The 25,026-nt window shown below is 64.2% G+C and carries 30 protein-coding genes; 25 read left to right on the top strand and 5 right to left on the bottom strand.

Annotated features, from left to right (window positions below; all coding sequences use genetic code 11):
* Positions 1-121 precede the first annotated feature (121 nt).
* From AC0L20_RS02710 to AC0L20_RS02670, 9 genes are all read left to right on the top strand, one after another.
* Entirely contained in the window at positions 122-1,579 is a 1,458-nt protein-coding gene (locus tag AC0L20_RS02710; protein ID WP_473287315.1) for a 6-hydroxynicotinate reductase, read from the top strand.
* On the top strand, positions 1,576-2,472 hold the full coding sequence (locus AC0L20_RS02705) for a UPF0280 family protein (RefSeq protein ID WP_473287314.1): 897 nt from the start codon (positions 1,576-1,578) through the stop codon (positions 2,470-2,472). Before AC0L20_RS02710 ends, AC0L20_RS02705 begins: the two co-directional genes overlap by 4 nt.
* A gap of 27 nt (positions 2,473-2,499) precedes the next feature.
* Positions 2,500-3,084 (top strand): amino acid synthesis family protein, encoded by a 585-nt coding sequence (locus AC0L20_RS02700; RefSeq protein WP_473287313.1) that lies wholly within the window; start codon positions 2,500-2,502, stop codon positions 3,082-3,084.
* Between the two features lie 25 nt (positions 3,085-3,109).
* The gene (locus AC0L20_RS02695; protein WP_456764837.1) at positions 3,110-4,312 is read left to right on the top strand and encodes an ABC transporter substrate-binding protein; all 1,203 of its coding nucleotides are present in this window, start codon (positions 3,110-3,112) and stop codon (positions 4,310-4,312) included.
* 152 nt (positions 4,313-4,464) lie between these two features.
* Entirely contained in the window at positions 4,465-6,354 is a 1,890-nt protein-coding gene (locus AC0L20_RS02690) for an ABC transporter permease (protein WP_473287312.1), read from the top strand.
* A complete protein-coding gene (locus AC0L20_RS02685; protein WP_473287311.1) occupies positions 6,351-7,142 on the top strand; it encodes an ABC transporter ATP-binding protein in 792 nt (263 codons plus the stop codon). Before AC0L20_RS02690 ends, AC0L20_RS02685 begins: the two co-directional genes overlap by 4 nt.
* The gene (locus AC0L20_RS02680; protein ID WP_473287310.1) at positions 7,139-7,843 is read left to right on the top strand and encodes an ABC transporter ATP-binding protein; all 705 of its coding nucleotides are present in this window, start codon (positions 7,139-7,141) and stop codon (positions 7,841-7,843) included. Before AC0L20_RS02685 ends, AC0L20_RS02680 begins: the two co-directional genes overlap by 4 nt.
* A gap of 14 nt (positions 7,844-7,857) precedes the next feature.
* Positions 7,858-8,313 carry a MarR family winged helix-turn-helix transcriptional regulator gene (locus AC0L20_RS02675; RefSeq protein ID WP_007592445.1) on the top strand — a complete coding sequence of 152 codons (456 nt, stop codon included), beginning with the start codon at positions 7,858-7,860 and terminating at the stop codon, positions 8,311-8,313.
* A gap of 42 nt (positions 8,314-8,355) precedes the next feature.
* Positions 8,356-8,745 (top strand): hypothetical protein, encoded by a 390-nt coding sequence (locus AC0L20_RS02670; protein ID WP_473287309.1) that lies wholly within the window; start codon positions 8,356-8,358, stop codon positions 8,743-8,745.
* A 57-nt stretch (positions 8,746-8,802) separates the two neighbouring features.
* Here AC0L20_RS02670 and AC0L20_RS02665 read toward each other — a convergent pair whose 3' ends face one another.
* Entirely contained in the window at positions 8,803-9,999 is a 1,197-nt protein-coding gene (locus AC0L20_RS02665; RefSeq protein WP_456764835.1) for an amidohydrolase family protein, read from the bottom strand.
* Positions 10,000-10,155: 156 nt separating this feature from the next.
* On the opposite strand from AC0L20_RS02665, the gene AC0L20_RS02660 reads away from it, so the two are divergent.
* The 8 genes from AC0L20_RS02660 (at position 10,156) to AC0L20_RS02625 (ending at position 14,020) form a co-directional block, all read left to right on the top strand.
* Entirely contained in the window at positions 10,156-10,929 is a 774-nt protein-coding gene (locus AC0L20_RS02660) for a ferredoxin--NADP reductase (RefSeq protein WP_473287308.1), read from the top strand.
* Positions 10,930-11,033: 104 nt separating this feature from the next.
* Positions 11,034-11,360, top strand: coding sequence for a hypothetical protein (locus AC0L20_RS02655; RefSeq protein ID WP_027517320.1), 327 nt, complete (start codon positions 11,034-11,036; stop codon positions 11,358-11,360).
* An 89-nt stretch (positions 11,361-11,449) separates the two neighbouring features.
* Entirely contained in the window at positions 11,450-12,706 is a 1,257-nt protein-coding gene (locus tag AC0L20_RS02650) for a cytochrome P450 (protein ID WP_473287307.1), read from the top strand.
* 133 nt (positions 12,707-12,839) lie between these two features.
* Entirely contained in the window at positions 12,840-13,022 is a 183-nt protein-coding gene (locus tag AC0L20_RS02645) for a hypothetical protein (protein WP_007592434.1), read from the top strand.
* A gap of 9 nt (positions 13,023-13,031) precedes the next feature.
* A complete protein-coding gene (locus AC0L20_RS02640; protein WP_473287306.1) occupies positions 13,032-13,232 on the top strand; it encodes a hypothetical protein in 201 nt (66 codons plus the stop codon).
* Between the two features lie 3 nt (positions 13,233-13,235).
* Complete coding sequence (locus AC0L20_RS02635) at positions 13,236-13,463, top strand: hypothetical protein (protein WP_027517322.1); 228 nt, start codon at positions 13,236-13,238, stop codon at positions 13,461-13,463.
* Positions 13,464-13,478: 15 nt separating this feature from the next.
* Positions 13,479-13,742 carry a hypothetical protein gene (locus AC0L20_RS02630; protein WP_473287305.1) on the top strand — a complete coding sequence of 88 codons (264 nt, stop codon included), beginning with the start codon at positions 13,479-13,481 and terminating at the stop codon, positions 13,740-13,742.
* 35 nt (positions 13,743-13,777) lie between these two features.
* Positions 13,778-14,020: a hypothetical protein gene (locus AC0L20_RS02625; RefSeq protein ID WP_027517324.1), complete on the top strand. Its 243-nt coding sequence runs from the start codon at positions 13,778-13,780 to the stop codon at positions 14,018-14,020.
* A gap of 37 nt (positions 14,021-14,057) precedes the next feature.
* Here AC0L20_RS02625 and AC0L20_RS02620 read toward each other — a convergent pair whose 3' ends face one another.
* Positions 14,058-15,308, bottom strand: a complete 1,251-nt coding sequence (locus AC0L20_RS02620) for a DUF763 domain-containing protein (RefSeq protein ID WP_473287304.1) — start codon at positions 15,306-15,308, stop codon at positions 14,058-14,060.
* A gap of 127 nt (positions 15,309-15,435) precedes the next feature.
* Here AC0L20_RS02620 and AC0L20_RS02615 point away from each other — a divergent pair, with 127 nt between their 5' ends.
* A complete protein-coding gene (locus AC0L20_RS02615; protein ID WP_473287303.1) occupies positions 15,436-16,584 on the top strand; it encodes a mechanosensitive ion channel family protein in 1,149 nt (382 codons plus the stop codon).
* A 1-nt stretch (position 16,585) separates the two neighbouring features.
* Here the strand turns inward: AC0L20_RS02615 and AC0L20_RS02610 are convergent, their stop codons facing one another.
* Complete coding sequence (locus AC0L20_RS02610) at positions 16,586-17,386, bottom strand: ABC transporter substrate-binding protein (protein WP_473287302.1); 801 nt, start codon at positions 17,384-17,386, stop codon at positions 16,586-16,588.
* A gap of 10 nt (positions 17,387-17,396) precedes the next feature.
* On the bottom strand, positions 17,397-18,377 hold the full coding sequence (locus AC0L20_RS02605) for a tripartite tricarboxylate transporter substrate binding protein (RefSeq protein WP_473287301.1): 981 nt from the start codon (positions 18,375-18,377) through the stop codon (positions 17,397-17,399).
* Positions 18,378-18,492: 115 nt separating this feature from the next.
* Here AC0L20_RS02605 and AC0L20_RS02600 point away from each other — a divergent pair, with 115 nt between their 5' ends.
* From AC0L20_RS02600 to AC0L20_RS02570, 7 genes are read left to right on the top strand one after another with little or no spacing between them, the layout of a single operon-like run.
* On the top strand, positions 18,493-19,203 hold the full coding sequence (locus AC0L20_RS02600; RefSeq protein ID WP_473287300.1) for a TetR/AcrR family transcriptional regulator: 711 nt from the start codon (positions 18,493-18,495) through the stop codon (positions 19,201-19,203).
* Between the two features lie 29 nt (positions 19,204-19,232).
* Positions 19,233-20,117, top strand: a complete 885-nt coding sequence (locus tag AC0L20_RS02595) for an amidohydrolase family protein (protein WP_473287468.1) — start codon at positions 19,233-19,235, stop codon at positions 20,115-20,117.
* Entirely contained in the window at positions 20,114-21,415 is a 1,302-nt protein-coding gene (gene dctA, locus AC0L20_RS02590; RefSeq protein ID WP_473287299.1) for a C4-dicarboxylate transporter DctA, read from the top strand. Before AC0L20_RS02595 ends, dctA begins: the two co-directional genes overlap by 4 nt.
* Positions 21,416-21,454: 39 nt before the next feature.
* Positions 21,455-22,168: a PIG-L deacetylase family protein gene (locus AC0L20_RS02585; RefSeq protein WP_473287298.1), complete on the top strand. Its 714-nt coding sequence runs from the start codon at positions 21,455-21,457 to the stop codon at positions 22,166-22,168.
* Positions 22,165-22,848 (top strand): 4-carboxy-4-hydroxy-2-oxoadipate aldolase/oxaloacetate decarboxylase, encoded by a 684-nt coding sequence (locus tag AC0L20_RS02580; protein WP_473287297.1) that lies wholly within the window; start codon positions 22,165-22,167, stop codon positions 22,846-22,848. The genes AC0L20_RS02585 and AC0L20_RS02580 overlap by 4 nt, the downstream gene beginning before the upstream one ends.
* A gap of 19 nt (positions 22,849-22,867) precedes the next feature.
* Complete coding sequence (locus AC0L20_RS02575) at positions 22,868-23,737, top strand: substrate-binding domain-containing protein (protein ID WP_473287296.1); 870 nt, start codon at positions 22,868-22,870, stop codon at positions 23,735-23,737.
* Complete coding sequence (locus AC0L20_RS02570) at positions 23,737-24,660, top strand: DUF1932 domain-containing protein (RefSeq protein WP_473287295.1); 924 nt, start codon at positions 23,737-23,739, stop codon at positions 24,658-24,660. Before AC0L20_RS02575 ends, AC0L20_RS02570 begins: the two co-directional genes overlap by 1 nt.
* A gap of 12 nt (positions 24,661-24,672) precedes the next feature.
* Here AC0L20_RS02570 and AC0L20_RS02565 read toward each other — a convergent pair whose 3' ends face one another.
* The gene (locus AC0L20_RS02565) at positions 24,673-24,984 is read right to left on the bottom strand and encodes a hypothetical protein (RefSeq protein ID WP_473287294.1); all 312 of its coding nucleotides are present in this window, start codon (positions 24,982-24,984) and stop codon (positions 24,673-24,675) included.
* Between the last annotated feature and the right edge of the window lie 42 nt (positions 24,985-25,026).

Raw genomic sequence — 25,026 nt, 5'->3', positions numbered from 1 at the left:
GCAAATGAGGTTTTATGCGGCAGGCGTATGTTTTGCGCCGCACCGCCGCTTGACAGTCATCGGGAGGGCGCGCAACATCGTTCGTGTACAAATGATAACTGCACTGTCGGCTGGCTTTGACATGGTGACTGAACCTACGAGCGCCGCCATCGACAAGATCCGCTGCGATGCGTGTCCGGTGATGTGCTACATCAAGCCGGGCGCGGCGGGCGCCTGCGACCGCTATGCCAATCACGAGGGCAAGCTCGTTCGCGTCGATCCGCATGTGATCCTGGAGCGCACCGTGTCGCATGGCGGCAAGCTCGTTCCGTTCAGCCGCACCGAAGATTGGGACGGCAAGATCGTCCACGAGCCTTCCACCTTTGTAACGGCGATCGGCGCGGGGACGACCTATCCCGACTACAAGCCGGCGCCGTTCATCGTCTCCGCGGAAGTCGCCGGCGTCGACATGGTGACTGTCGTCACCGAGGGCATCTTCTCCTATTGCGGCATCAAGGTGAAGATCGACACCGACCGCTATCTCGGGCCGGAGACCGCGACCGTCCGTGCACAAGGCGAGGCGGTCGGTCATGTCACCACCAGCGAATACGGTTCGCAGATGCTGTCGCTCGGCGGCGTGCATCATCTGACCGGCGGCTCCAAGAAGGAAGGCCGCGTCACCTGCGACACGCTGATGGACCTCGCAAATTGCAAGGCGGTCGAACTCACCATCGACGGCGGCGCGAGCGTGGTGGTGCAGGCCGGCCAGCCGCCGATCGTCAACGGCATGAAAGAAGAGCGCATGCGCGTCGGCTGCGGCTCGGCGACGATCGGCATGTTCGCCAAGCAATGGCACGGCAAGGTCGACGAAGTCGTCGTGGTCGACGACCATATCACCGGCGTGCTCTCGGAGCACCAGGCCGGCAAGCTGCTCGATATCGCCGACACCGGCATCAAGATGAAGGGGCGCCGCTCGACGCCCGGCCGCTATTTCCAGGTCGCCGATCCCGGCACCGGTTGGGGCGGCACCAATATCTCCGATCCGCTCGCAATCCTCGGACCGTTCGACGCGAAGGAGGCCAGGGCCGGTCTTTCCATGCTGATGGTCTCCACGACCGGCGAGCATTCGTCCTATTACGTGCTCGACGAGGCCTTAAAGCCGGTCGAGACCGAGATGCCGGATGACCTCAAGTTTTCGGTCGAGCGCATTCAGGAGAATTGCGAGCCGGCGCTGTGTACAGTGCTGTTCATGGCGGGCGCCGGTGGTTCCTTGCGGGCGGGCGTGACCGACAATCCGGTGAGGCTGACGCGCTCGGTGAAGGACGCGCTCACGCGCGTCACCAGTGGCGGCGCGCCGGTCTATGTCTGGCCGGGCGGCGGCATCACCTACATGGTCGACGTGACGCAGATGCCGGCGGGCGCATTCGGCTACGTGCCGACGCCAGCGCTGGTCGCGCCGATCGAATTCACGATGAAGCTGTCGGACTATGCGGCGCTCGGCGGGCATATGGACTACGTGAAACCGCTGTCCGAGGTGCAGGACGGCGACGATGTCCGCCAATTGCCCTGGCAGAACCCGATTCCGGGACCTCGAGCATGACAAGGCTCCCGCAGATCGCGTTGCTGTCTGATGGCCGGCGGCTGCATTTGCAGGATGGACCGATTGATCTGATCGTCGAGGCGAGGGGGGCCGCCGACGCAGTGCGCGCGGCCTATGAGGCTGCGGCCGAACGGTTCACCGGACTTCTCGACGAGCTCTGCGCGGAACTGCCGGCACTGCGGACCGCTGTCGAGGAGCGGACCTCGTTGAGAGGCGTTGTGGCGCGTCGCATGCACGCCGCGGTGGCGCCCTATGCCGGTGATGGCTTCATCACGCCGATGGCCGCTGTGGCCGGCAGCGTGGCGGAGGAGGTGTTGGGCGCAATGTTGGACGCTGCGGCGCTCGATCGGGCCTATGTCAACAATGGCGGCGACATTGCCCTGCATCTCGGCGAGGGCGAGCATTTTTCGGTCGGCCTGATGGACCGGCCTGATCGCGACGGCGTGATGCGGACAATCAGGGTGGACGCCGATGATCCCGTGCGCGGCATCGCGACCAGTGGACGGCACGGCCGCAGCTTTTCGCTCGGGATTGCCGATGCGGTGACCGTGCTGGCCGGAACGGCGTCGCAAGCCGATGCCGCCGCGACGATCGTTGCGAATGCCGTCGATCTGCCGGGGCATCCCGCCATCATCAGAAAACCAGCGAGCGAGCTTCAGCCCGATAGCGATCTCGGCGCGCGGCTCGTGACCCGCAGCGTTGGTGGATTGTCGCAGGACGAGATCACCACCGCGCTCGAATCTGGCGCGGAATGTGCACGGCAACTATTCGATCGCGGATTGATCGAGGGTGCCGTGTTGCAGCTTTGTGGTGATATGCTTGTCATCGGGACCAAGGATATTGAACGGCAACGATCGCGCCCGCTTGTGCCGGAAATCGCGGTTCATGCCTGAACAGGGAAGCGGCTTGAGGAAACAATCATGAGCGCGATCATCCGCAAGATCGTCACCGTCGTCGAAGAGACGCAGATGGAGATGGGCCGCCAGGTCTCGCCGCCGACGCGGCGTGCGGCGGCAATCGCCGTGATCGAGAACCCGTTTGCTGGAAAATATGTCGAGGATCTCTCGCCGCTGATCGCGATCGGCGAGGAGCTTGGCGAGCTACTCTCGAAGCGCGCGGTGGCGGCGCTTGGCATCGACGGGTCCAAGGCGCAGAGCTATGGCAAGGCCGCGGCCGTCGGCGAGAACGGCGAGCTGGAGCATGCCGCCGCCATCCTTCACCCGAAAATGGGCGCGCCGGTCCGTAAAGTGCTGTGCAAGGGCGCTGCGTTGATCCCGTCGTCGAAGAAGCGCAGTGGACCCGGCACGACGCTGGACATTCCGCTGGGCCACAAGGATGCAGCCTTCGTGCGCAGTCATTTCGACGGCATGGAAGTGCAGATCAACGACGCGCCGCGCGCCAACGAGATCATGGTCGCGGTCGCCGTTACCGACAGCGGCCGTCCGCTGCCGCGCGTCGGCGGGCTGACCGTTGCGGAGATCAAGGGCGAAGACGGACTGCGTTAATCTTTTCAGAAAAGTGGAGGTTGGGATGCGAGCAAAGAACTATTTCGCCGGCGCGGCGTTCGCGCTGTTGGCAAGCGGCATGGCTCATTCGGCCCTGGCGGAAGACATCAAGATCGGTGAGATCAACAGTTATTCGTTGCTGCCGGCGTTCACGGAGCCCTATCGCAAGGGCTGGCAGCTCGCGGTCGAAGAGATCAACGCGGCCGGCGGCATCAACGGCAAGAAGCTGGTCGTCGTCTCCAAGGACGACGGCGGCAAGCCGGCGGATGCGCAGACCGCGGCCAACGAGCTGGTGTCGAGCGAAGGCGTGGCGATGCTGACGGGTACGTTCCTGTCGAACATCGGCCTTGCGGTCAGCGACTTCGCCAACCAGAAGAAGGTGTTCTTCCTGGCGGCCGAGCCGCTGACGGACGCCATCACCTGGTCCAAGGGCAACAAGTACACGTTCCGACTGCGTCCTTCCAACTACATGCAGGCGGCGATGCTGGTGGAAGCAGCCAGCAAGCTGCCGGCAAAGCGCTGGGCGACGATCGCGCCGAACTATGAATACGGCCAGTCCGCGGTCGCAGTGTTCAAGAAGCTGATGTCGGAGAAGCGGCCCGACATCCAGTGGGTCGATGAGCAGTGGCCGCCGCAGGGCAAGATCGACGCCGGTCCGGTGGTGCAGGCGGTTGCCGCGGCCAATCCCGAAGCGATCCTCAACGTCACCTTCGGCGCGGATCTCGTCAAGCTCGTGCGTGAAGGCAACACCCGCGGCCTGTTCAAGGGACGCGAGGTCGTCTCGTTCCTCACCGGCGAGCCCGAATATCTCGACCCGCTCAAGGAGGAGACGCCCGAGGGCTGGATCGTCACGGGCTATCCCTGGTACTCGATCAAGACGCCCGAGCACGACGCGTTCCTGAAGGCCTATCAGGCCAAGTACAACGACTATCCGCGCCTCGGCTCGATCGTCGGCTATCAGACCATCAAGTCGGCGGCGGCGATCCTGGCGAAGGCCAATTCGACCGATCCGGAGAAGCTGATCAGCGCGGCGGAAGGACTGTCGATGCCGTCGCCGCTGGGCGAGATCACCTTCCGCAAGATCGATCACCAGTCGACGCTCGGTGCCTATGTCGGCAAGACCGCGCTGAAGGACGGCAAGGGCGTGATGGTGGACTCGTCTTACAAGAAGGGCGCGGACTATCTGCCAAGTGATGCCGAAGTCGAGAAGCTGCGTCCGAAGGATTGATGCAGGGAGAGACCGGGGCCTCGTGGTTCGAGACGCGCGGCGCCGCCGCGCTCCTCACCATGAGGTCCCCGGACCTCATCCTGAGGAGGCGCGTAGCGCCGTCTCGAAGGATGAAGCCCAATACTGAGATTTATGCTTAACCCGGACCGCAGATGGCCTTTTACGTCGTACAGTTTCTGACCGGTCTCGCCAGCGCAGCGTCGCTGTTCCTGGTGGCGTCGGGCCTGTCGATCATCTTTGGCGTGACGCGGATCGTGAATTTCGCGCACGGCGCCTTCTACATGATCGGTGCCTATATCGCCTTCACGCTCACCGAGCGCCTATCGGGGACGTTCGGCTTCTGGGGTGGGATCGTCATCGCAGCGCTTGCCGTGGCAGTGATCGGTGTCATTGTCGAGATGGTGCTGCTCCGGCGCATCTATCACGCGCCCGAGCTGTTCCAGCTCCTTGCGACCTTCGGCCTGACCTTGATGGTCGAGGACCTCGTCGTCCTGATCTGGGGCCCAGACGATCTCGTCGGGCGCCGTGCACCCGGGTTCAAGGGGGCGATCGACTTTTTCGGCCAGAACATCCCGAGCTATGATTTGTTCCTGATCGTGCTCAGCCCGGTCGTGCTCGGCATCCTCTGGCTCCTGTTCCAGCGCACGCGCTGGGGCGTTCTGGTGCGCGCAGCGACCCAGGACCGCGACATGGTCGCAGCGCTCGGCGTCAACCAGAAATGGCTGTTCACGAGTGTGTTTGCGGTCGGCGTTTTCCTCGCCGCTCTCGGCGGTGCGCTCCAGATTCCGCGCGATGCCGTGCATCATGCGATGGATTTGCGTATCATCGTCGAGGTCTTCGTCGTCGTCGTGATCGGCGGCCTCGGCAGCATCATCGGCGCTTTCGTCGCGGCGGTGCTGGTCTCCGAGCTCAACGCCTTCGGCATCCTGATCTTTCCAAAAATCTCCATCATCCTGGTCTTCCTGGTGATGGCGGCAGTGCTGATCGTGCGGCCCTGGGGCCTGTTCGGTAGGCCCGAGGCGCCGGCGCGCAAGACGCCGGGTCTCACCGTCAATCCCTGGCGACCGCTGACGTCGAATGAGCGGCTGGCTGCACTTGCAGCGCTCGTCATCGCCGCGACGCTGCCGCTGTTCGCCGGCAATTATGCACTGACCGTCGGGTCGGAGATCGCGATCTCCGTGATCTTCGCCGTCAGCCTGCACTTCCTGATGTCGGTCGGCGGGCTCGCGTCCTTTGGCCACGCCGCCTATTTCGGCCTCGGCGCTTACGGCGTCGCTTTCCTCGCCAAGATGGCGGGACTGCCGATGATCGCCTGCCTGTTGCTCGGGCCGCTGCTGGGCTGCATGGGCGCTGCCGTGTTCGGCTTCTTCGCGGTGCAGCTCTCCGGCGTCTATTTTGCAATGCTGACGCTCGCCTTCGCGCAGATCGTCTGGTCGATTGCGTTCCAGTGGGTGAGCGTGACCGGCGGCGACAACGGCATCCTGGGCGTCTGGCCGGCGAGCTGGGCGGCGAGCCCATCGCATTTTTATTGGCTGTCGCTCGGCGTTGCGGCGCTCGTGACGATCGCGTTGCGGGCCATGGTGTTCTCGCCGTTCGGTTATGCGCTGAGGGCGACGCGCGACTCGCTGCTGCGCAGCGAAGCGGTCGGCATCAACGCCAAGCGCATCCAGTGGACGGCCTTCGTGATCGCGGGCACGACCGCCGGCATCGGCGGCGCGCTGTTCGCCTATCTCAAGGGCAGCGTCTTCCCGGACAATCTCGGCATCTCGCTCTCGGTCGATGCGCTTGTCATGGTGCTGCTCGGCGGCGTCGAGACGGTGTCGGGCGCGGTGATCGGCGCCATCGTCTACAAGGCGTTGAACATCTGGCTGGTCAGCCAGACCGACCTGTCAAAATTGGTGCTCGGCGGCTTCATCGTTCTGATCGTCGTCGTCTTCCCCAAGGGCATCGTCGGCATGCTGGAGATGCTTGCGCAGCGCCGCAGGAAGGCGTCGCCACCGGGGTCACCCTTGCTTGCCAAGCCGATCGAGTCCGCCGAATGAGCGTCGCCCCACCACTTCTCGCGGTCGAAAGCCTGACCAAATCCTATGGCGGCGTCCACGCCGTGCGCGGCGTCTCGTTCTCGTTGCGATCAGGCGAAATCCTGGCGCTGATCGGACCGAACGGCGCGGGCAAGAGCACCTGTTTCGACATGCTCAACGGCCAGAACAGGCCTGATAGCGGCCACGTCCGCCTGCTCGGCGAGGACACAACCGGCAGGAAGCCGCGCGAGATTTGGCGGATGGGCGTGGGCCGCACCTTCCAGATCACCGCGACCTTCGCGACCATGACGGTGCGCGAGAATGTGCAGGTCGCGCTGATCTCGCACGGCAAGCAATTGTACAATCTTTGGGGCTCGGCGCCGAACTTCGACCGCGGCGAAGCCGGGCGACTGCTCGAGCTGGTCGGCATGGGCGGCTATGCCGATCGCCCCTGTGGCGAGCTTGCCTATGGCGATCTCAAGCGGCTCGAGCTCGCCGTCGCGCTCGCCAATCAGCCGAAGCTGCTGCTGATGGACGAGCCGACCGCCGGCATGGCGCCGCGCGAGCGCGTCGATTTGATGCGGCTGACCGCGCAGATCGCCCGGGAAAAATCGATCGGCGTTCTCTTCACCGAGCACGACATGGACGTGGTGTTCGAGCACGCCGATCGCATCATCGTGCTCAATCGCGGCACGCTGATCGCCGAGGGCTCGCCCGCCGAGGTCCGCGGCAATCCGCAGGTGCAGGCGGTCTATCTCGGCGAGGGCCTCCTTTACGAGGCCGGGCATCGCGAGGGAGCATCGGTATGAAGCTCACGGTCGAGGGGCTCAATAGTCATTACGGCCCGGCGCATATCCTGTTCGACATCGGCTTCGAGGTCGGCGAGGGGGAAGTCGTGGCGTTGCTCGGCCGCAACGGCGCCGGCAAGTCGACGACGTTCCGCTCGATCGTCGGGCTGGTCGCGCAGCGCTCGGGGCGGATCATGTTCGAAGGCAAGGATGTCTCGGCGCGTCCGACACATGAGATTGTGCGGGATGGGCTTGGCTATGTGCCGGAGGAGCGGCGTATCTTCACCGACCTGACCGTGGAAGAAAATCTCGAAATCGGCCGCCAGCCGAAGCGCCCGAACGCGCCGCACTGGACCCGCGACAAGCTGTTTTCGCTGTTTCCTAACCTCGGCGAGATGAAAAATCGCCCGGGCGGCCGCATGAGCGGCGGCGAGCAGCAGATGCTCACCATCGCGCGCACGCTGATGGGCAATCCGTCGCTGGTGCTGCTGGATGAGCCCTCGGAGGGCCTGTCGCCGAAGATCGTGGAGCAGATGGTCGATGCCATCCTGACCATGAAGAAGGAGGGCGTGAGCATCGTCGTCTCCGAGCAGAATCTGCACTTTGCGCGGCTGATCTCCGATCGCGCCTATATCATCGAGCGCGGCCGCATCTGTTTCGGCGGCACCATGGCCGAGCTCGACGCGCGTCCGGATATCCGCGACGCGCATTTATCGTTGTAGGGGGCGGGGAGCGGATGGCGAGAAGCGTCGCGGCGAAGAAAAGCGTCAAACCGGCAAAGCCGCCTTACGTGCTCGACGAGCAGGTTGGCTTCATCCTCCGCCAGGTCTGGCAGCGCCACAGCGCGATCTTCTCTCGCGAGATCGGCACCAATATCACGCCGACGCAATGGGCGGCACTGTCGAAGCTCGCCGAGGCCGGGCCATGCTCGCAGAACCAGCTCGGGCGCCTGACGGCGATGGATGTGGCGACCATCAAGGGCGTGATCGATCGCTTGACGGCGCGCGGTCTCACCGAGACCAGCCAGGATCCCGAGGACGGGCGGCGGCTGCTGGTCAGCCTGACGCGCGCGGGCCAGCAGCTGGCGGAAAAGGTCGCGCCGAATGCGCTCGCGATCACCCGGGAGACGCTGGCGCCGCTCGAGGCAAAGGAGCGCGAGATGCTGATGGCGCTGTTGAACAAGCTGCGGTGAGGCGCGACTAACCTCGGTGAAGGTCTTGTCGAGGTTTTTGATATGAGAGCGGCGGCGCGGTTTGCGATGGCTCTGAGTATGAGTGCGGTGCTGGCGGGCCAGTGTGCTCCCGCCCTGGCGGCGCAAGCCTATGAGGGGTTCTGGGCGTCGACCAAAAAGGATTGCCGCGACCAGGACAGCGCCAACCGCATGAGCATCGAGGGTGGCAACCGCCTCTATTGGTACGAGACCAGGTGCCGTGCGAGCGAGATCACCGCCGATGGAAAGCTCAGCTGGAAAATGAAGCTCGCCTGCGAAGGCGAGGGCGAGAAGTATCGCTCCAGTCCCCGGGTTTCCATTGCTGCGGATGGCAAGCTGGTGATGGACAACAGCCCGGTCGGGCAAGGCAAGCGCCAGACCTACGTGCGTTGTGAAATCGCTAAGCGCCGTTGATTGGGTGATCAGCTTTTCCCGAGGGACCGCGCCGAGCGGCGAGCCGCTCCGGCTGCGTCACTTCGCCACCACCTCCGGCACCCGGCCGGCCGGCGGGGTGTTGCGGCTGCGCTGCGTGCGCACGATACCGTCGATGATGGTCATGCCGATGCCGGGGAGGTCGCCGAGCTGGACGCTGTCCAGGATGTTCTTGCCGGCCGAGTGCTGCGCCTTGTCCATGATGACGAAATCGGCGGAACGGCCGACTTCGATCAGGCCGCAATCCAATTCGCGCATCCGCGCCGTATTGCCGGTGGCCAGGCAAAACGCGACCTCGGCCGGCAGGTCGCCAAGCGAGGACAGCATCGACACCATGCGGAGAATGCCGAGCGGCTGCACGCCGGAGCCCGCCGGCGCGTCGGTGCCGAGGATGACGCGGTGCAGATCGCCCATCTCGCGCGCGATGCGCAACGTGAACAGCGCCGACCGCTCATTGCCATTGTGCACGAGCTCGAGGCCGCGTTTGCAGCCCTCGCAGATGCAGCGGATCTGGTCGTCGGGAAGCGCGGTGTGGCCGCCGTTGATGTGGCCGACCACGTCGGTGTCGGCCTCCAGCACCACGTCCTTGTCGATCAGGCCGGAGCCGGGGATCGAGGGTCCGCCGGTGTGGATCGTGCTCTGGATGCCGTATTTGCGGGCCCAGCCAACCATTTTTCGCGCTGTGGGGCCGTCCTTGACGCCGCCCAGGCCCACTTCGCCGAGTAGCTTGACGCCGGCTGCGGCCAACTCCTTGAAGTCCTCCTCCACCATCTCGCACTCGATCACAGGCGCGCCGGCGTGAACCTTCACGCCGCCAGGCCGCAGATTCCAGAATGCGCGCTGGGCGAAGATGGCCATCGCCTTCAACCCGACGACGTCGCGCGGGCGGCCGGGCATGTGCACCTCGCCTGCGGAAACCATCGTGGTGACGCCGCCATGCAAATTGCTGTCGATCCAGCCGATCTGGTTCTGGCGCGGCGTCCAGTCGCCCGCAACTGGGTGAACATGGCTGTCGATCAGGCCGGGCGCCACCGTGGTGCCGTTGGCCTCGACGATGGTGGTCGCGCCTTCGGTGTTGAGGTCCTTGAAGCGGCCGATCGCGGTGATCTTGCCGTTCTCGGCGACGATGGTGTCGCCGTCCAGGATCGGCTTTTCCAGCGCGCCGGACAGGATCAGGCCGATATTGCGGATCACGAGCTTCGAGGGTCCGGTGGCCTGGGGTGCGTCATGCGCCATGGAATGGGTCCTTATCCTTAACTGCAACGCTTCCGATCTTGGGCAGCCTTGACCGCGGGATCAAGCCGGATTATTCATTAGTATACAAATGATCGTGTACAAACGACGCATAGCTGCCGCCTTGAGAACCGCCACGACGCGCCACGGAAGGGTGAGATGAGCAATTTCAATCAGGAAGCCGTTTTGAGCGTCCACCACTGGACCGACACGCTGTTCTCCTTCAAGACCACCCGCAGCCCGACCTTCCGCTTCCGCAACGGCGAATTCACCATGATCGGGCTCAAGGTCGGCGAGAAGCCGCTGTTGCGGGCCTACAGCGTCGCCAGCGCCAATTACGAGGACACGCTGGAGTTCTTCTCGATCAAGGTGCCCGACGGCCCGCTCACCTCCCGGCTCCAGCATCTGAAGGAAGGCGACGAGATCATCGTCAGCCGCAAGGCCACCGGCACGCTGGTGATCGACAATCTGGAGGACGGCCGCAACCTCTACCTCATCGGCACAGGTACGGGCCTTGCGCCCTTCCTGAGCGTGATCAAGGACCCCGAAACCTACGAGCGGTTCGAGAAGGTGGTGCTGCTGCACGGTTGCCGGCACGTGAAGGAGCTCGCCTATGGCGAGATGATCACCGAGACGCTGCCCAAGGACGAGCTGATCGGCGAGTACATCCGCAACCAGTTGATCTACTATCCGACCGTGACGCGCGATCCCTTCCGCAATCGCGGCCGCATCACCGACCTCATCACCTCGGGCAAGCTGTTTTCCGATATCGGCCTGCCGGCCCTGGAAGCCGCCCACGACCGCGTCATGATCTGCGGCAGCCCGGCGCTGGTGGCGGACACCCGCGTGCTCCTTGGCGCGCGGGGGCTCGTCGAGGGTAATCACGGCGAACCGGCCCAATTCGTGGTCGAAAAGGCTTTCGCCGAGCGCTAGGCCGGAACCTCGCGCAGTAAGACCGTATTTTCGCCGCCGCGCGCCCGTTGCGGCGCCGATTCGGCACGCGATACACTGTGGGAACGAATCAGCGGAGTTCCCACATGGTTGCGGACAGCGACAGCAACATCGCCTGGCACCGGGTTCAGTTGAAGAAGAACCGCGCCGAGCTGAAGGCGCTCGAGACCGCGCGCTTCACGATGGGCGAGATCGCGTCTTCGAAACGGAACGGCCAGACCCAGAAGGCGGTTGGGGAACTCAAGCGCAAGATCGTGCAATCCGAGCGCGTGATCGCCGATCACGACAAGCGCACGCGCCGTCCGCTCACCACCGACCTGCGAAGCCTCAGCAACGGCAGCTGGAGCAATTGGGACGCTTACACCAACCAGCAGCAGCGCAAGATCGGCCCGCGTTCGCCCGGGCGGGGCTAGGCACTCAGCTCATCGCGCCGCTTCCGGCCCTTGCGGGCCGTCGCGTGCGCACCATCTGGTTGAGGCGCCACCAGCCACTCGGTGATCCCATGACACCGCGCCTCGATTTCACCAGCGAGGCCTTCTTTCGCGATCCGCCCAAGGCGATCGCAACGTTGCGCATGTCCGGTCCTGTGGTCGCGACGCGATTTCCTCTCGTCGGCGATGTCTGGATCACCACGACCCACGATGCCACGGCGCAGGTCCTGAAGGACGGCACCAATTTCACGCTGCGCAAGGAGGATGGCGACGTCGCAGGTCTGCGCTGGTGGATGCCGAACTACGTCAGAACCATCGCCAACAACATGCTGACGATGGACGAGCCGGACCATACAAGGCTGCGCAGCATCGTGGACGAGGCCTTCCGACGCCGCGCGATCGTCGCGATGGAGCCGCGTATCCGCGCCATCGCGGACGGTCTCGCCGACGAGCTATTCTCGGCAGGAAGCCCGGCCGATCTCGTCCAGCGCTATGCCCGCATCCTGCCGCTCGCGGTGATCTCCGAGCTGCTTGGGTTGCCGTTGGCCGATAGCCCTCGCTTCATCGCCTGGGCCAATACGATGTCCTCGCTCACGAACGTCGCCAGCTTCTTCCGCCTGCTGTTCGCGTTCCGAAAGATGCGAGCCTACCTCGAACGGCAGTTGCAGATTGCGCGCGTGCGGGGCGGCGACGGCTTGATCGCGGAGCTGGTCCAGGTCGAGCGCGAGGGCGGCCAGATCACGCCGGACGAAATGGTGTCGATGGTGTTCCTGCTGCTCGCGGCGGGCTCCGAGACCACCACGCATCTCATCAGCGGTTCCGTCTACGAGCTCCTCAGAAATCCCGGCGTCCGCGACTGGCTGGCACAGGACTGGAGCCGCGTCGGACTTGCAGTGGAGGAATTCCTGCGCTTCGTGTCGCCGGTGCAGTTCTCCAAGCCGCGCTATGTGCGGCGGGATATCGAGCTCGCGGGCGTGCGGCTCAAGAAGGGCGATCGCGTCATGGTGATGCTCGCCGCGGCGAACATGGACCCGGCGGCGCATGATCGTCCCGACAGCCTCGATCTCGCGCGCAAGCCGAACCGTCACATGTCCTTCGGAACGGGAATCCATTTCTGCCTCGGTCATCAACTTGCCCGGATCGAGGCAGCGTGTGCCTTGCAAGCGCTGTTTGTGCGATGGCCGAAACTTGGCTTTGCTGTGGACGTGTCTCAGATCCACTGGCGCAAGCGACCGGGCATGCGTGCGATCGCGAACCTCCCCGTTGTGCCCGACGGCCACGGAGCAGCTGGATCGATGATGGTTCGTTCCCAGCCAGCGGCCTGCTGAGACTTACACGCTTGCGGAATTTCTCTGGACTCGTCGGTAGGAACGGCATGCCGTTGCTCTCGTTGTTTTTGCGACATCGAAAGCCGGATGAGTTCCTCCGGTCGATGTCGTGTCAACAACAGGAGACAGCATCATGACCGGCAAGATGCCACCTGTTCCCGCCGAGAACCAAAGCCCGAAGGGAACCGGCGACAGCAAGCAAGTGTCCTCGACTGCCCCGCACGGCCAGCAGCGTGCGCAAAATCCGGACCAGCAAGGGCAGCAGGGCAACATCAAGCAGAACACCACCAACCAAGGCTATCAGCAAGATCGCTGAGGAGGTGACATGTCGACATCCACCAAGACACCGAACAGCATCCGTCAGGGCGGACCTGGCGCATCGCATGAGAATGCGAAGGCACCGCTCGAAGTGAAGAAGCCACCGGCGGATGACCCGCAGCGCGACCACAGCCGCGTCTCTGGCGGGGGTGGCGAGCACGATTCACATCACAGACATGACGAGGCCGGAAAGGGCGGAGGCAGGTGAGACATGACCAATAAGCAACCCAAACTCTACGCACCGACCGAAAAGGATCTGCACGAAAATCCCATGATCGGCGGATCGAAGGGCGCAACGATGGCCGGTATCTCGCCTGACGACCTCGAGGACGCCCTGGGCGAGAACACGATCGAAGGCGATGTCGAGAACGACGTGAACGCCGCTGGCGGCATCGACAAGGACGTCGCGCGCAGCGGCGCGCGCCGACGAGACCGATAGCTCCGGAGGACGAGCATGCAAGGCAAGAAGACCCACGAGCAACAGGTTCGCATCCTCGAGCGCAAGCCGGATGTTCCAGACGCGCGAGAGCTTGACCAGGCGATCGGCCACAATCCGGAGGACACGGCCGTTCATCGCGCGCGACTTGAGGCGCGGCAGAGTGAATTTCCGGTGAGCCGAGGCGGCCTCAACCAGGAAAGCGACCACAACAAGCACAATGATTCCGGCCAAAGCGGACACAAGCCCCCGAAACCGACGCCGGCACAGCAGAAGCACTGAGCTTCAGCGGGCGATCAAAGCAAGAGGAGAAAAAGATGCCAGGTGGTCATGGCAGCAAGACGCATTTCAGATCGGGCATGCACGGCAAGGGCGACGGCACCGGCGCCATGACGGACGTGCCCAAGGACAAGATCGGCGACAACATGGTGCTGTCCAACCGCGACAAGAAGCAGCATTCGGACATTCGCGGCATGGACGGCAAGTCGATCCAGACCGACCAATATCAGGACCACTCGGCCAACCGGCTCGACGAGGAGCCGGGCACCGACGAAACCTGAGAGAGGCGTTCCTCCCGACCAACTCGCGGACCGGTGTTCAGCCGGTCCGCTTTTTTGTCGATGCCAGGTCGCGTTCCCAGCCGAACACTGAGCGGCCGTCGAGATCGGGTGAGGCCGCACGCTCACCGGCGATGAACGCATCGACAGATGGCCCGTGCGCGGTGCGCTCCAGCCGCCGCGCCTGGTCGTCGAGGCGCTTGACGGCTTGCATCTCTTCCTCGCGTCCGAGCTTTGCGTTCTGAATCGCCCCTTTCAGCACGCGAATGGTTTCGTCATAGACCTTGATTGGAACCGGGTAGGGATGCCGGTCCTTGCCGCCGTGGGCGAGCGAGAAGCGGGCGGGATCGTTGAAGCGGTAGGGCGCGCCGTGCACCACTTCGGCGACCATCGCCAGCGAACGCACGGTGCGCGCGCCAACGCCGGGCGTCAGCAGCAGCTCCGGAAAGTCGACCGGGCCGCGCTCGGCCGCCGCGGCAAGTGTACCGTGCAGGCGGCGTGCGAACACATCTTTCGGCCGGACGTCGTGATGTGCCGGCATGATCAGGTGCGGCAGCATCGCCTGCGCGGGCTCTGGCGCAGTCCCGCTGAGCCGCTCGAATTCGGAAAGGATGCGATCCGGGCCGAGATCGCTCAGAAGCTCGAGCTGCGCGCTCCGCGAGAGACCGGCGCGATGGTCGGTGAGATTGACGATCTCGCCTTGCAGCGGCCCGTCGATCGCGCTGTGCGGGGTGTCGACAAAACTCTTCAGCGCCTCGGAATGCCAGTGATAGCGGCGGGCCTGTCGCTTGTCGCCGTTCATGCCCTGCTGCACCACGGTCCATTTGGCATCGGCGGTGACGAAGAAGCCGTGGAGGTAAAGGTCAAAGCCGTCCTGGACCGCGGCGCTGTCAACCTTGGCCACGAGGCGACTCGCACGCGTGAGCTTTGCGCCGTCGAAGCCGACGCGGTCGCCGAGCTGCATCAGTTCGTCCGGGGTCTTGCGCGAGTGCTGGCCACGTCCGCCGCAGACGTAGATTCCGAGCTCATCCTGGAGCGGGCCTAACCCCCGCTTCAGCGCCCCTATCACGGAGGTCGTGATGCCGGAGGAGTGCCAGTCCATCCCCATGACGGCGCCGAACGACTGGAACCAGAACGGGTGCGAGAGCCGCTGGAGGAATGCATCTCGTCCGTAGTGATGCACGATCGCTTGCGTGACGATCGCGCCCAGCGACGACATGCGGGTCGCCAGCCAGGGTGGAACCCGGCCGGTGTGAAGGGGAAGATCGGCGCTGCCGGTCCGTCGAGTCATGATTAACCAGAAATAGCGCAGTTCGGCGACGATTGCACCAGAGGGATGCTGCATTGCACAGAGCGGGGGAGCGAACCACGCTGCGACGCGTTGAACGGCAAGCGCGAATACAAATGCGGGGACTTTAATGAATCGGCAGACCCTTTTGGCCGACATCGACAGGATGTTCGGGTGGATACCGTCGTGGTTCGTCGGCCTCTGTCTGGTCGCTGGCGCTATTCTGATGGCCCTGTCGATCTATCGCCTCTCGGTTTGGCTGTTCAACCGCGCCTTCGGAACCCGTCTCCCGCTCGTGAGCGTGTTCATCGAGCGCACGGCTGGCCCTGCTCAGTTGGCCCTCAGTCTTGCCGCCGTAGCCTTGGTGCTGCCGCTCGCGCCACTGGACGATGCCTTCCGCACGCCGCTGACGCGCCTGTTCGTGGTCGCCTTCATCGCGCTGATCGGCTGGATCTCGATCCGGATCGTCGATATGAGCGCGGCACGGTATCTCCTGAACTTTCGCGACGTCACCGAGAATTTCGTCGCGCGCAAGCACGTCACCCAGGTCCGCGTCTTCAAGCGCGTCACCGATATCATCATCGTCATCATCACGGTGTCGACCGCGCTGATGACATTCGACTCGGTCAGGCAATACGGCGTCAGCCTGTTCGCCTCCGCCGGTGCCGCGGGTATCATCGTCGGTCTTGCCGCCCGGCCGCTGCTGAGCAATCTGATCGCGGGCATGCAGATCGCGATCACCCAGCCGATCCGCATCGAGGATGCCGTCATCATCGAGAACGAGTGGGGCTGGGTCGAGGACATCGCCTCGACCTATGTGGTGATCCGGCTGTGGGACTGGCGCCGCATGGTGGTGCCGCTGTCTTATTTTATCGAAAAGCCATTCCAGAACTGGACCCGCGACACCGCGTCCCTGATTGGCGTGATTGCGTTCCATGTCGATTATCGTGCCGACGTGCCGCGGATCCGGCGCTGGCTGGAAGAAGCAGTGAAGGAGTCCAAGCTCTGGGATGGCGAGGTGGTCAATCTCCAGGTGGTTGACGCGGATTCGCGCACCATCGAGCTCCGCGCCCTCGTCAGCGCCAGGAATGCGCCGCAGTCCTGGGACCTGCGCTGCGAGATGAGAGAGAAGCTCATCGCCTTCATCCGCGACGAGATGCCGGAAGCGCTGCCGCGCGAGCGCGCGATCCTGATCCCATCGGGAGGAGGCGACGATGACGCCGATTTCGTGCGGCGTCCCGCGCCGCCGGAGAAGATGCGGGCGAGCGCACGCAATTGACCTACTTGCGCGTCGCCTTCGTAGCGCCGCGCAAGCCTGCCTGCTGCTGGATCGAGTCCAGCGCGCCGGACGACTGCTCTTCAGTGACGAAGCGGTTGAGCAGTGGCAGGGCCGCCTCGCGTCCTTTGGGGATAGCGATGGCCATATGCTCCAGGCCCCAATTGCCGTCGAGGATCCGCGCGCCCGGCATCTGGTCGGACATCTCAAACAGTGTGGGCTTGTTGGTCGCGTAGAGATCGATCTCGCCGCGGCCGAACATGGCGACGGCAACCTTGACGCTTTCGGCGGGAACGATGGTCGCGTTCTTGAACTTGGCCGGCAGCGTACGCTCGGAGGTCGAGCCTTTGGTGACGCCGATCTTGACGCCTGGTTTGTCGATATCCTCGACCTTACCGATCGACGAGTTCGCCGGCACGAGATAGCCGAGCTCGATCGCCAGCACGGGCTGGCTGAAGCTGACCTCGGTAGCGCGAGCCGGCGTGGCATTGGTCACGGTGAAATCGACCTGGCCGTCATGGATCGCGGCGACGATGTCGGCGACGCGTTGGAACTTGACGTAATCGACGTTTACGCCGAGCCGTTTTGCAAGCTCGCCGCCGAGATCGTAAGCGAGCCCGTGCGGCTTGCCGGTTGCATCCGTCACCATCGAGGTCGGGCTGCCCGGGTAGACGCCGACGCGTAACATGCCACTCGGCGCCAGCAGCTTTGCTTCGCCGTCGGCATGCGCTGGCGCCCCAAAGAAGCTGATGACTACCGCCGCGAGCAGGGCGGCGCGCGAAAGCCGCGCGGAGGAGGTCCTCATGTGAAGAGCCTCACTGCGCTCGGATGTCGGCAGCCTTCAGCACCGGCTCCCATTTGGTCGCCTCGGCATGCATGTAGGCGTCGAAATCCTTGGACGAAGAGCCCACTGGAGTTGCGCCGATCTTGCCGAGCGTGGACAGCACGTTCGGGTCCTGCAGCGCCGCCTTCAGATCAGTTTCGAGCTTCGCCACGATCTCTGGCGGCATTTTCGCCGGGCCGAGAACGCCCCACCAGACGGAGACGTCGTAACCCGGCACGCCCGACTCGGCGACGGTCGGAACATTGGGTAGCGCCTTCGAGCGTTCGGCCGAGGTCACCGCGAGCGCGCGCACCGGACCGCCTTCGATTTGGCTGATGGCCTCGGCAAGCGGATTGATGCTGAGCGGGATGTCGCCGGCGATCACGGCAGTCAGCGCGGGCGCGCCGCCCTTGTAGGGGATCGCGACGATCTTGGTGCCGGACATGTATTTCAACAGTTCACCGGCGAGATGCGCCGAGGTGCCGTTGCCGGACATGCCGTAGGAGAGCTTGTCAGGGTCCTTCTTCGCCGCAGCGAGGAGATCGCCGAGCGTCTTGTAGGGGCTGTCCTTGGCGACGACGATTGCGAGCGGTGAGGAGGCGACCTCGGTGATCGCGGTAAAATCCCTAAACGTGTCGTAAGGCACGCTCGGATAGATGAACTGGTTGAGGGGATGACCGCTCGCGACCAGGATCAGCGTATAGCCGTCGGGGGCGGCCTGCGTCAGTGCCTGCGAGGCGACGACGCCCCCGGCCCCGGGGCGGTTGTCGACCACAGGCTGCTGGCCCCAGGTCTTCGCCAATGCCTGTCCGAGCGTGCGCGCGAGCACGTCGACCGCGCCGCCGGCAGCGTAGGGCACCAGGATGTGAACCGGCTTGCTCGGATAGCTGTCGGCGGCCTGCGCGGCGCCGCCTCCCAGCAGCAGACCGGCACCCAGCATCAAGCCGCCGATCTTCTTGTTCAAACCCAGCATTTTCCAGCACTCCTTGCGAGCATTGCGTGTGGACCGTCGGTCTTTTGAGCCGTCCGGACGCCGCCCATGGTTCTTGTTGACGAGACCTGATCTTTTGTACGATAGTACAAATCACATGACGCGCAACCCCGCCAGCAAGGAAACGGCCCGCAAGCCGAACATGCGCGAGGCTATCCTCGCCGCGGCCGAGGAGCTGTTCGCCACCAACGGCTTCAACGCCGTGTCGGTGCGCGATATTGCACAGGCCGCCGGCGCCAATCCCGGCAGCGTCACCTATCATTTCAAGACCAAGGACGGCCTGCTGCTGGAGATCTACCGGCGCCATTGCGGGCCAATGAACTTGCGCCGTTCCGAGCTGCTCGCGGCCGCCAAGCGCGTGCGCGATCTCCAGGACCGGCTCGAGGCGGTGGTGCGGGCCTATGTCGTGCCGGCCTTCACCTCGGGCAGTGATCTTGCCGGGGGCGGGGCGCGGTTCACGCGGCTGCGCGCGGTGATGTCCGCGGAGGGCAATGAGGTCGCGCGAAAGATCATCGCACAGACTTTTGACGACACCAGCCATGCCTTCATCGATGCTGTTCACGAAAGCCTGCCGCACGTTCCGCGCACCGATATCGTCTGGCGCAGCCACTTCCTGCTTGGCGCACTCTATTATTCGCTGGTGACGCCGGATCGCGTCTCGCGCCTGTCGCGCGGCGAGGCCGACGGCAGCGATGCCGCCAGCGCCATCGAGCAATTGGTGCAAGCCACCGTGGCCGCGTTCCAGGCGCCGGCGCTCGATCAGGCTGGACCGGCACGGCGACGACCGGTCGTCAGCAGCAAGACTTGAAGACGCGGTCCCGTTCGGCGGTTTATCTGATGGCAATGATGTACACGCCGACCATTCCGCCGCCCAACCCGAACACGCGCACGCCGAAGTTCAAGCTGCCGAAGCTGGCATGCGATGCGCATTGCCACATCTTCGGGCCCGGCGCGAAATACCCTTACGCGCCGGACCGTTCTTACACGCCGCCGGATGCGCCGCTCGAGGATTTCCGCGCGCTACATGCCAAGCTCGGCGTTGGACGTGCCGTCATCGTCAATGCCAGTGTGCATGGCACCGACAATACGGTGGCGCTCGACGCCATCGCGCAGAGCAACGGGGCCTATCGCGCGGTTGCCAATATCGACGACACCATCACCGAGCCCGCGCTCCGCGTGCTGCACGAGGGCGGCTTCCGCGGTTGCCGCTTCAATTTCGTCCGCCATCTCGGCGGCGTTCCCGATAAGCGGGGGTTCGACCGTATCGTCGCGATGGTCGCGCCGCTCGGCTGGCACATCGACCTGCATTTCGACGCGATCGACCTGCCCGAATATGCCGACACGCTGACAAGGCTGCCGCTGAGCTACACGATCGACCATATGGGACGGGTGAAGGCGTCCGAAGGGCTCGATCAATTGCCGTTCAATATCCTGATCGAGCTGATGCAGCGCGACGAGAAGTGCTGGGTCAAGATCTGCGGCTCAGAGCGGGTGTCCTCCAGCGGTCCGCCGTTCACCGAGGCCGTGCCGTTCGCACGTAAGATCGTCGAGACCGCGCCCGACCGGGTCATCTGGGGCACAGATTGGCCGCATCCCAACGTCAAGGCGATGCCGAATGACGGCGATCTCGTCGACCTGATCCCGCTGTTCGCGCCGGAGCCGGAGTATCAGCAGAAGATCCTCGTCGATAATCCGGCGCGCCTGTTCGAGTTCGACCAATGACGGCGCTTGCGATCGACAAGCCACGCGGCCGCGCCTGGTGGAAGGAGCTCTGGATCCAGGTGCTCATCGCCATGGCGGCCGGTATCGCGCTTGGGATCGTCAATCCCGAGGTGGGCGCCAGGATGCAGCCGCTTGGCGACGCCTTCATCAAAGCGATCCGGATGCTGATCGCGCCGATCATCTTCTGCACGGTCGTCCATGGCATCGCGCATATGGCCGACATGGCGCGGGTGGGGCGCGTCGCCGTCAAGGCGATCGTCTATTTCGAGATCATGACCACGATCGCGCTGATCATCGGCCTCATCGCGGTGAACGTGCTCAAGCCCGGCGTCGGCATGAACATCGATCCCGCCAGCATCAACGCCAGCGCGATCGAGCCCTATGTCAAGCAGACCGGCGTGATCGGCTTCGTGCCGTTCCTGATGAACATCGTGCCCGTGACGTTCGTCGGCGCCTTTGCCGAGGGCAACATCCTCCAGGTGCTCTTCATCGCCGTCCTGTGCGGGTTTGCGCTGGTGCAGCTCGGCGAGCGCGCCGCGCCGTTGGTCAATCTCATCGATATCGCCGCCAAGATGGTATTCACCGTCGTCGGATTCGTGATGTGGGCCGCGCCGATCGGCGCCTTCGGTGCCATCGCCTTCACGGTCGGCAAGTTCGGCGTGGGCTCGCTGGCCTCGCTCGGCAAGCTGCTCGGCGGCTTCTATCTCACCTGCGTGATCTTTATCATCGTGGCGCTCGGCCCGGTCGCGCGGCTGTGCGGCTTCTCGCTGCTCAAGCTGATCCGCTACATCTGGGAAGAGCTCCTCATCTGCATCGCCACGACATCGTCCGAGACGGTGCTGCCGCGCATGCTGACCAAGCTGGAGCAGGCCGGCTGCGAGCGCAGCGTCGTTGGGCTGGTGATCCCGACCGGCTATTCCTTCAATCTCGACGGCACCTGCCTCTACCTTGCCGCCGCCTCGGTGTTCCTGGCGCAGGCGACCAACACGCCGTTCGGTCTCGCCGAGCAGATCGAGCTGCTCTTGATCCTGCTCGTGACCTCCAAGGGCGCGGCGGGCATCGCGGGCGCCGCCTTCGTCGTGTTGGCGGCAACGCTGTCCGCCACCGGCAGCATTCCGGTGACGAGCGTGGCGCTCGTGCTCGGCATCCACCGCCTGATGTCGCAGGGGCTGACGCCGACCAATCTGATCGGGAACGCGGTCGCGACGATCGCGATTGCCAAATGGGAAGGCGCGCTTGATGCCGACCGCCTGAAGCGCGTGCTCGACGGCGAGGAATCCGCTGTCGCGGCTCGATGAGCCGATGACGTTGACGAACGAAAGAGGGGAGTTTGTCCCATGAAAACAGGTCTCGTGATCACGGCCCATCCGGGCGATTTCGTCTGGCGCGCTGGAGGTGCCATCGCGCTGCATGCGAAGAAGGGCTATCGCATGAAGATCGTCTGCTTGTCCTTCGGCGAACGTGGCGAGAGCCAGTTCGCTTGGAAGGAGAAGGGCGCGACGCTGGAGTCAGTCAAGGCCGGCCGCAAGGATGAGGCGGAGCGCGCTGCAAAGCTGCTCGGCGCCGAGATCGAGTTCTTCGATTGCGGCGACTATCCGCTGAAGCTGACGGAATCGCATTTCGACCGCATGGTCGACATCTACCGCGAGCTCAATCCAAGCTTCGTGCTGACGCATGCGCTGGAGGATCCCTATAATTTCGACCATCCGAACGCGGCGCATTTCGCGCAGGAAACCCGCGTGGTCGCGCAGGCCATGGGCCACAAGCCCGGTGCGCAGTACAAATACTCCGCACCCCCGCTGTTCCTGTTCGAGCCGCACCAGCCCGAGCAGTGCAATTACAAGCCGGACCTGCTCCTCAAGATCGACGAGGTCTGGAAGGAGAAGTATGAGGCATTCCAGATCCTCGCCGCGCAGAAGCATCTGTGGGGCTATTACGAGCGCGTCGCGCTCAATCGCGGCATTCAGGGCAGCCGCAACACCGGCGTGCCCATGACGTATGGCGAGGCCTATCAGCGCCTGTTTCCGACCGTTGCGGAGGAGCTGGCATGAAGCCGGTCGTCGTTCGCAACATTGCGCGTGCCGATCCCGCTGGGATGGCGGAGTACGGCGTCTCGACCGTGCACGAGGCCTATGGCCGCATCGGCCTGATGAAGCCGTATCTGCGGCCGGTCTGGGCCGGCGCGTCGATGGCCGGACCCGCCGTCACCGTGCTGGCGCAGCCGGGCGACAACTGGATGATCCATGTCGCGGTCGAGCAGTGCAGAAAGGGCGACATCCTCGTCGTCGGCTGTACCACCGACAACACCGACGGCATGTTCGGCGAGCTGCTCGCAACCTCGCTGCAGGCGCGCGGCGTGCAGGGGCTGATCATCGATGCCGGCTGCCGCGACGTCAGGGCGCTGCACGAGATGGAGTTTCCGGTGTGGTCGCGCGCGGTCTCGGCCAAGGGGACGGTGAAGGCGACGCTCGGCGCGGTCAATGTCCCAGTGGTCTGCGCCGGCGTCAATGTCGATCCCGGCGACATCATCGTGGCCGATGACGACGGCGTCGTGGTTGTGCCGAAGCGCTACGCGGCCGAAGTCGCCGAGAAGGCGAAGAAGCGCAACGCGGACGAAGCCGGCAAACGCACGCGGCTGGCTTCGGGCGAACTGGGCCTCGACATGTACAGCATGCGTGAGGCCTTGGCGAAGGCCGGGCTGGTCTATGTCGACAATCCCGAGGAAGTGTGAAGAGAAGCGGAGCGGGCCGATGGATCGTCTCAAGCTGAAGGCCGTGCTCGGCAGTCACCCCCATGTCCAGGCGGTGAAAAGCGGCGAGCTCCGCTCCGACCTGTTCGATCTCGATTTCATCGCGTACACGCCGACCAACACCGCGTTCAAGCCGATGGTGCGCGAGCAGGCCTTCGACGTCTGCGAGATGGCGATTGTCACCTATCTGATGGCGAAGGCGCATGGCAAGCCGCTCGTGCTGCTGCCTGCCGCCATGCTCGGCCGCTTTCAGCATTCCTACGCGCTCTATAATCCTGCGCGTGGAACGCTTGGGCCGTCCGATCTGGAAGGCAAGCGCGTCGGCATTCGCTCGTTCACGACCACGACGGGCGCCTGGATCAGGGGCATCCTCGCCAACGACTGCGGCGTCAATCTCGACGACATCCGCTGGGTCACGTTCGAAGACCCGCATGTCGCCGAATATGTCGACACCACCGAGCGCGCGCCGAAGGACAAGAAGATCCTCCAGATGCTGCTCGACGGCGAGCTCGATGCCGTCCTCGGCGAGGCCTCCGATGATCCCAAGCTGAAGACGCTATTCCCCGATCCGGCCGCGGAAGCCGCCGAATGGTACGCCCGTCGCGGCGTCGTGCCCGTCAACCATCTCGTAGTGGTGACCGAACAGCTGGCGAAATCGCGTCCTGACGTGGTTTCTGGCATTTATGATCTGCTCAAGCGAAACAAGGCGCAGGCGGGACCGGCGGCAACGCCCGATCTCGTTCCGTTCGGGATCGAGGCGAACAGGAAGCCGCTGGAGCTGATCGTCGACTATGCGTTCCAGCAGGCGCTGATCCCGCGCCGCTATGCGGTCGAGGAGCTGTTCGACGCAACAATACGAGGACTGAACTGATGGCGGGTGATCCCAAGCGATGGCAGATTGGACTGGTCGGTTACGGCGAGGTCGGCAGGATCCTGGCCGAAGATTTGCGCCAGCAGGACATCAAGGTCTCAGCCTATGACATCAAGCTCGGGGGCGAGCAGGGCGGTTCGCTGAAGGATCATGCGGAAAAATTCGGTGTGGCGCTGGCGGCGTCTCACACCGAACTGACCGCCAAATCCGATTTCATCATCTCCGCGGTCACCGCGAGTCAAACCGTGCCGGTGGCGAAGGCCTGCGCGGCCGCGATCAATCAAGGCACCTGGTTTCTCGATTTCAATTCGGCGTCTCCCGGTGCCAAGCAGCGCGCCGCCGCGCTGATCGATGGCGCCGCCGGACGCTATGTCGAGGGTGCTGTCATGACGTCGGTGCCGCCTTATCGCATCAAGGTGCCGTTGCTGCTCGGTGGTCCCGACGCCAGGGAGCTGGAGCCGCTCTTGAACGCGATCGGTTTTGCGGCAAAGGTTGCGAGCGACAAGCTCGGTGTTTCCTCGGCGGTGAAGATGTGTCGCAGCATCATGATCAAGGGCCTTGAGGCCATGGTGATCGAAAGCTTCACCACCGCGCGCGCCTATGGCGTCGAGGACGCGGTGCTGGCTTCGCTGGCGGAAACCTTTCCCACGATCGATTGGGAGATGCAGGGCGCTTATTGCTTCCAGCGCGTGATCGAGCATGGCCGCCGCCGCGCCGAGGAGGTCCGCGAGGTCGCCGAGACCGTGCGTGAAGCGGGGCTGACGCCGTGGTCCGCGCAGGGCACCGCCGAGCGGCAGGCCTGGGTGGCGGACCTCGCCGATGAGGGCCTGTTCGGAATGAAAGGTACCGAGGAGTTCGCCCGCAGCGCTGATTGGCGCACCGAGGCGGACCGAATCCTGGCGAGGATCAATCGCGAGAAATAGGGTGGCTCCTGCTCAGGACTTTGCCGTGCGAGAGCCAGTGAGCTCGTCGCGGGTGCGTTCGATCAACCCCATCAGGTCTTCGGCCTTGCGGGCCAGCCGATCGTTCGCGACTTCGGTCCGGAATTCTGCGCGGATCGATCGAATACACTTGTCGGCGGTATCGAGCGTCAGGAGCATGCGCGTCAGGTCATCCTGTGTCCGGACGCCCGCCAGATCGAGGTCCGACAGGACGTGCCCGATGCCGTCGAGCCGCTTCACGGCGACCTCGCTGGGCGTTCTCGCTCGAATGGAGTGAGTGTCGATGCCGCTGAATGCGCTGAACATGTCGATGCTTCCCCGTTGAATGCAGACATCAGTGCCGGTCCT

The organism is Bradyrhizobium sp. Kon58, assembly GCF_055807455.1.
The sequence above is the reverse complement of the archived record's forward strand: the minus strand, read 5'-3'. Positions and strand labels throughout refer to the sequence as shown.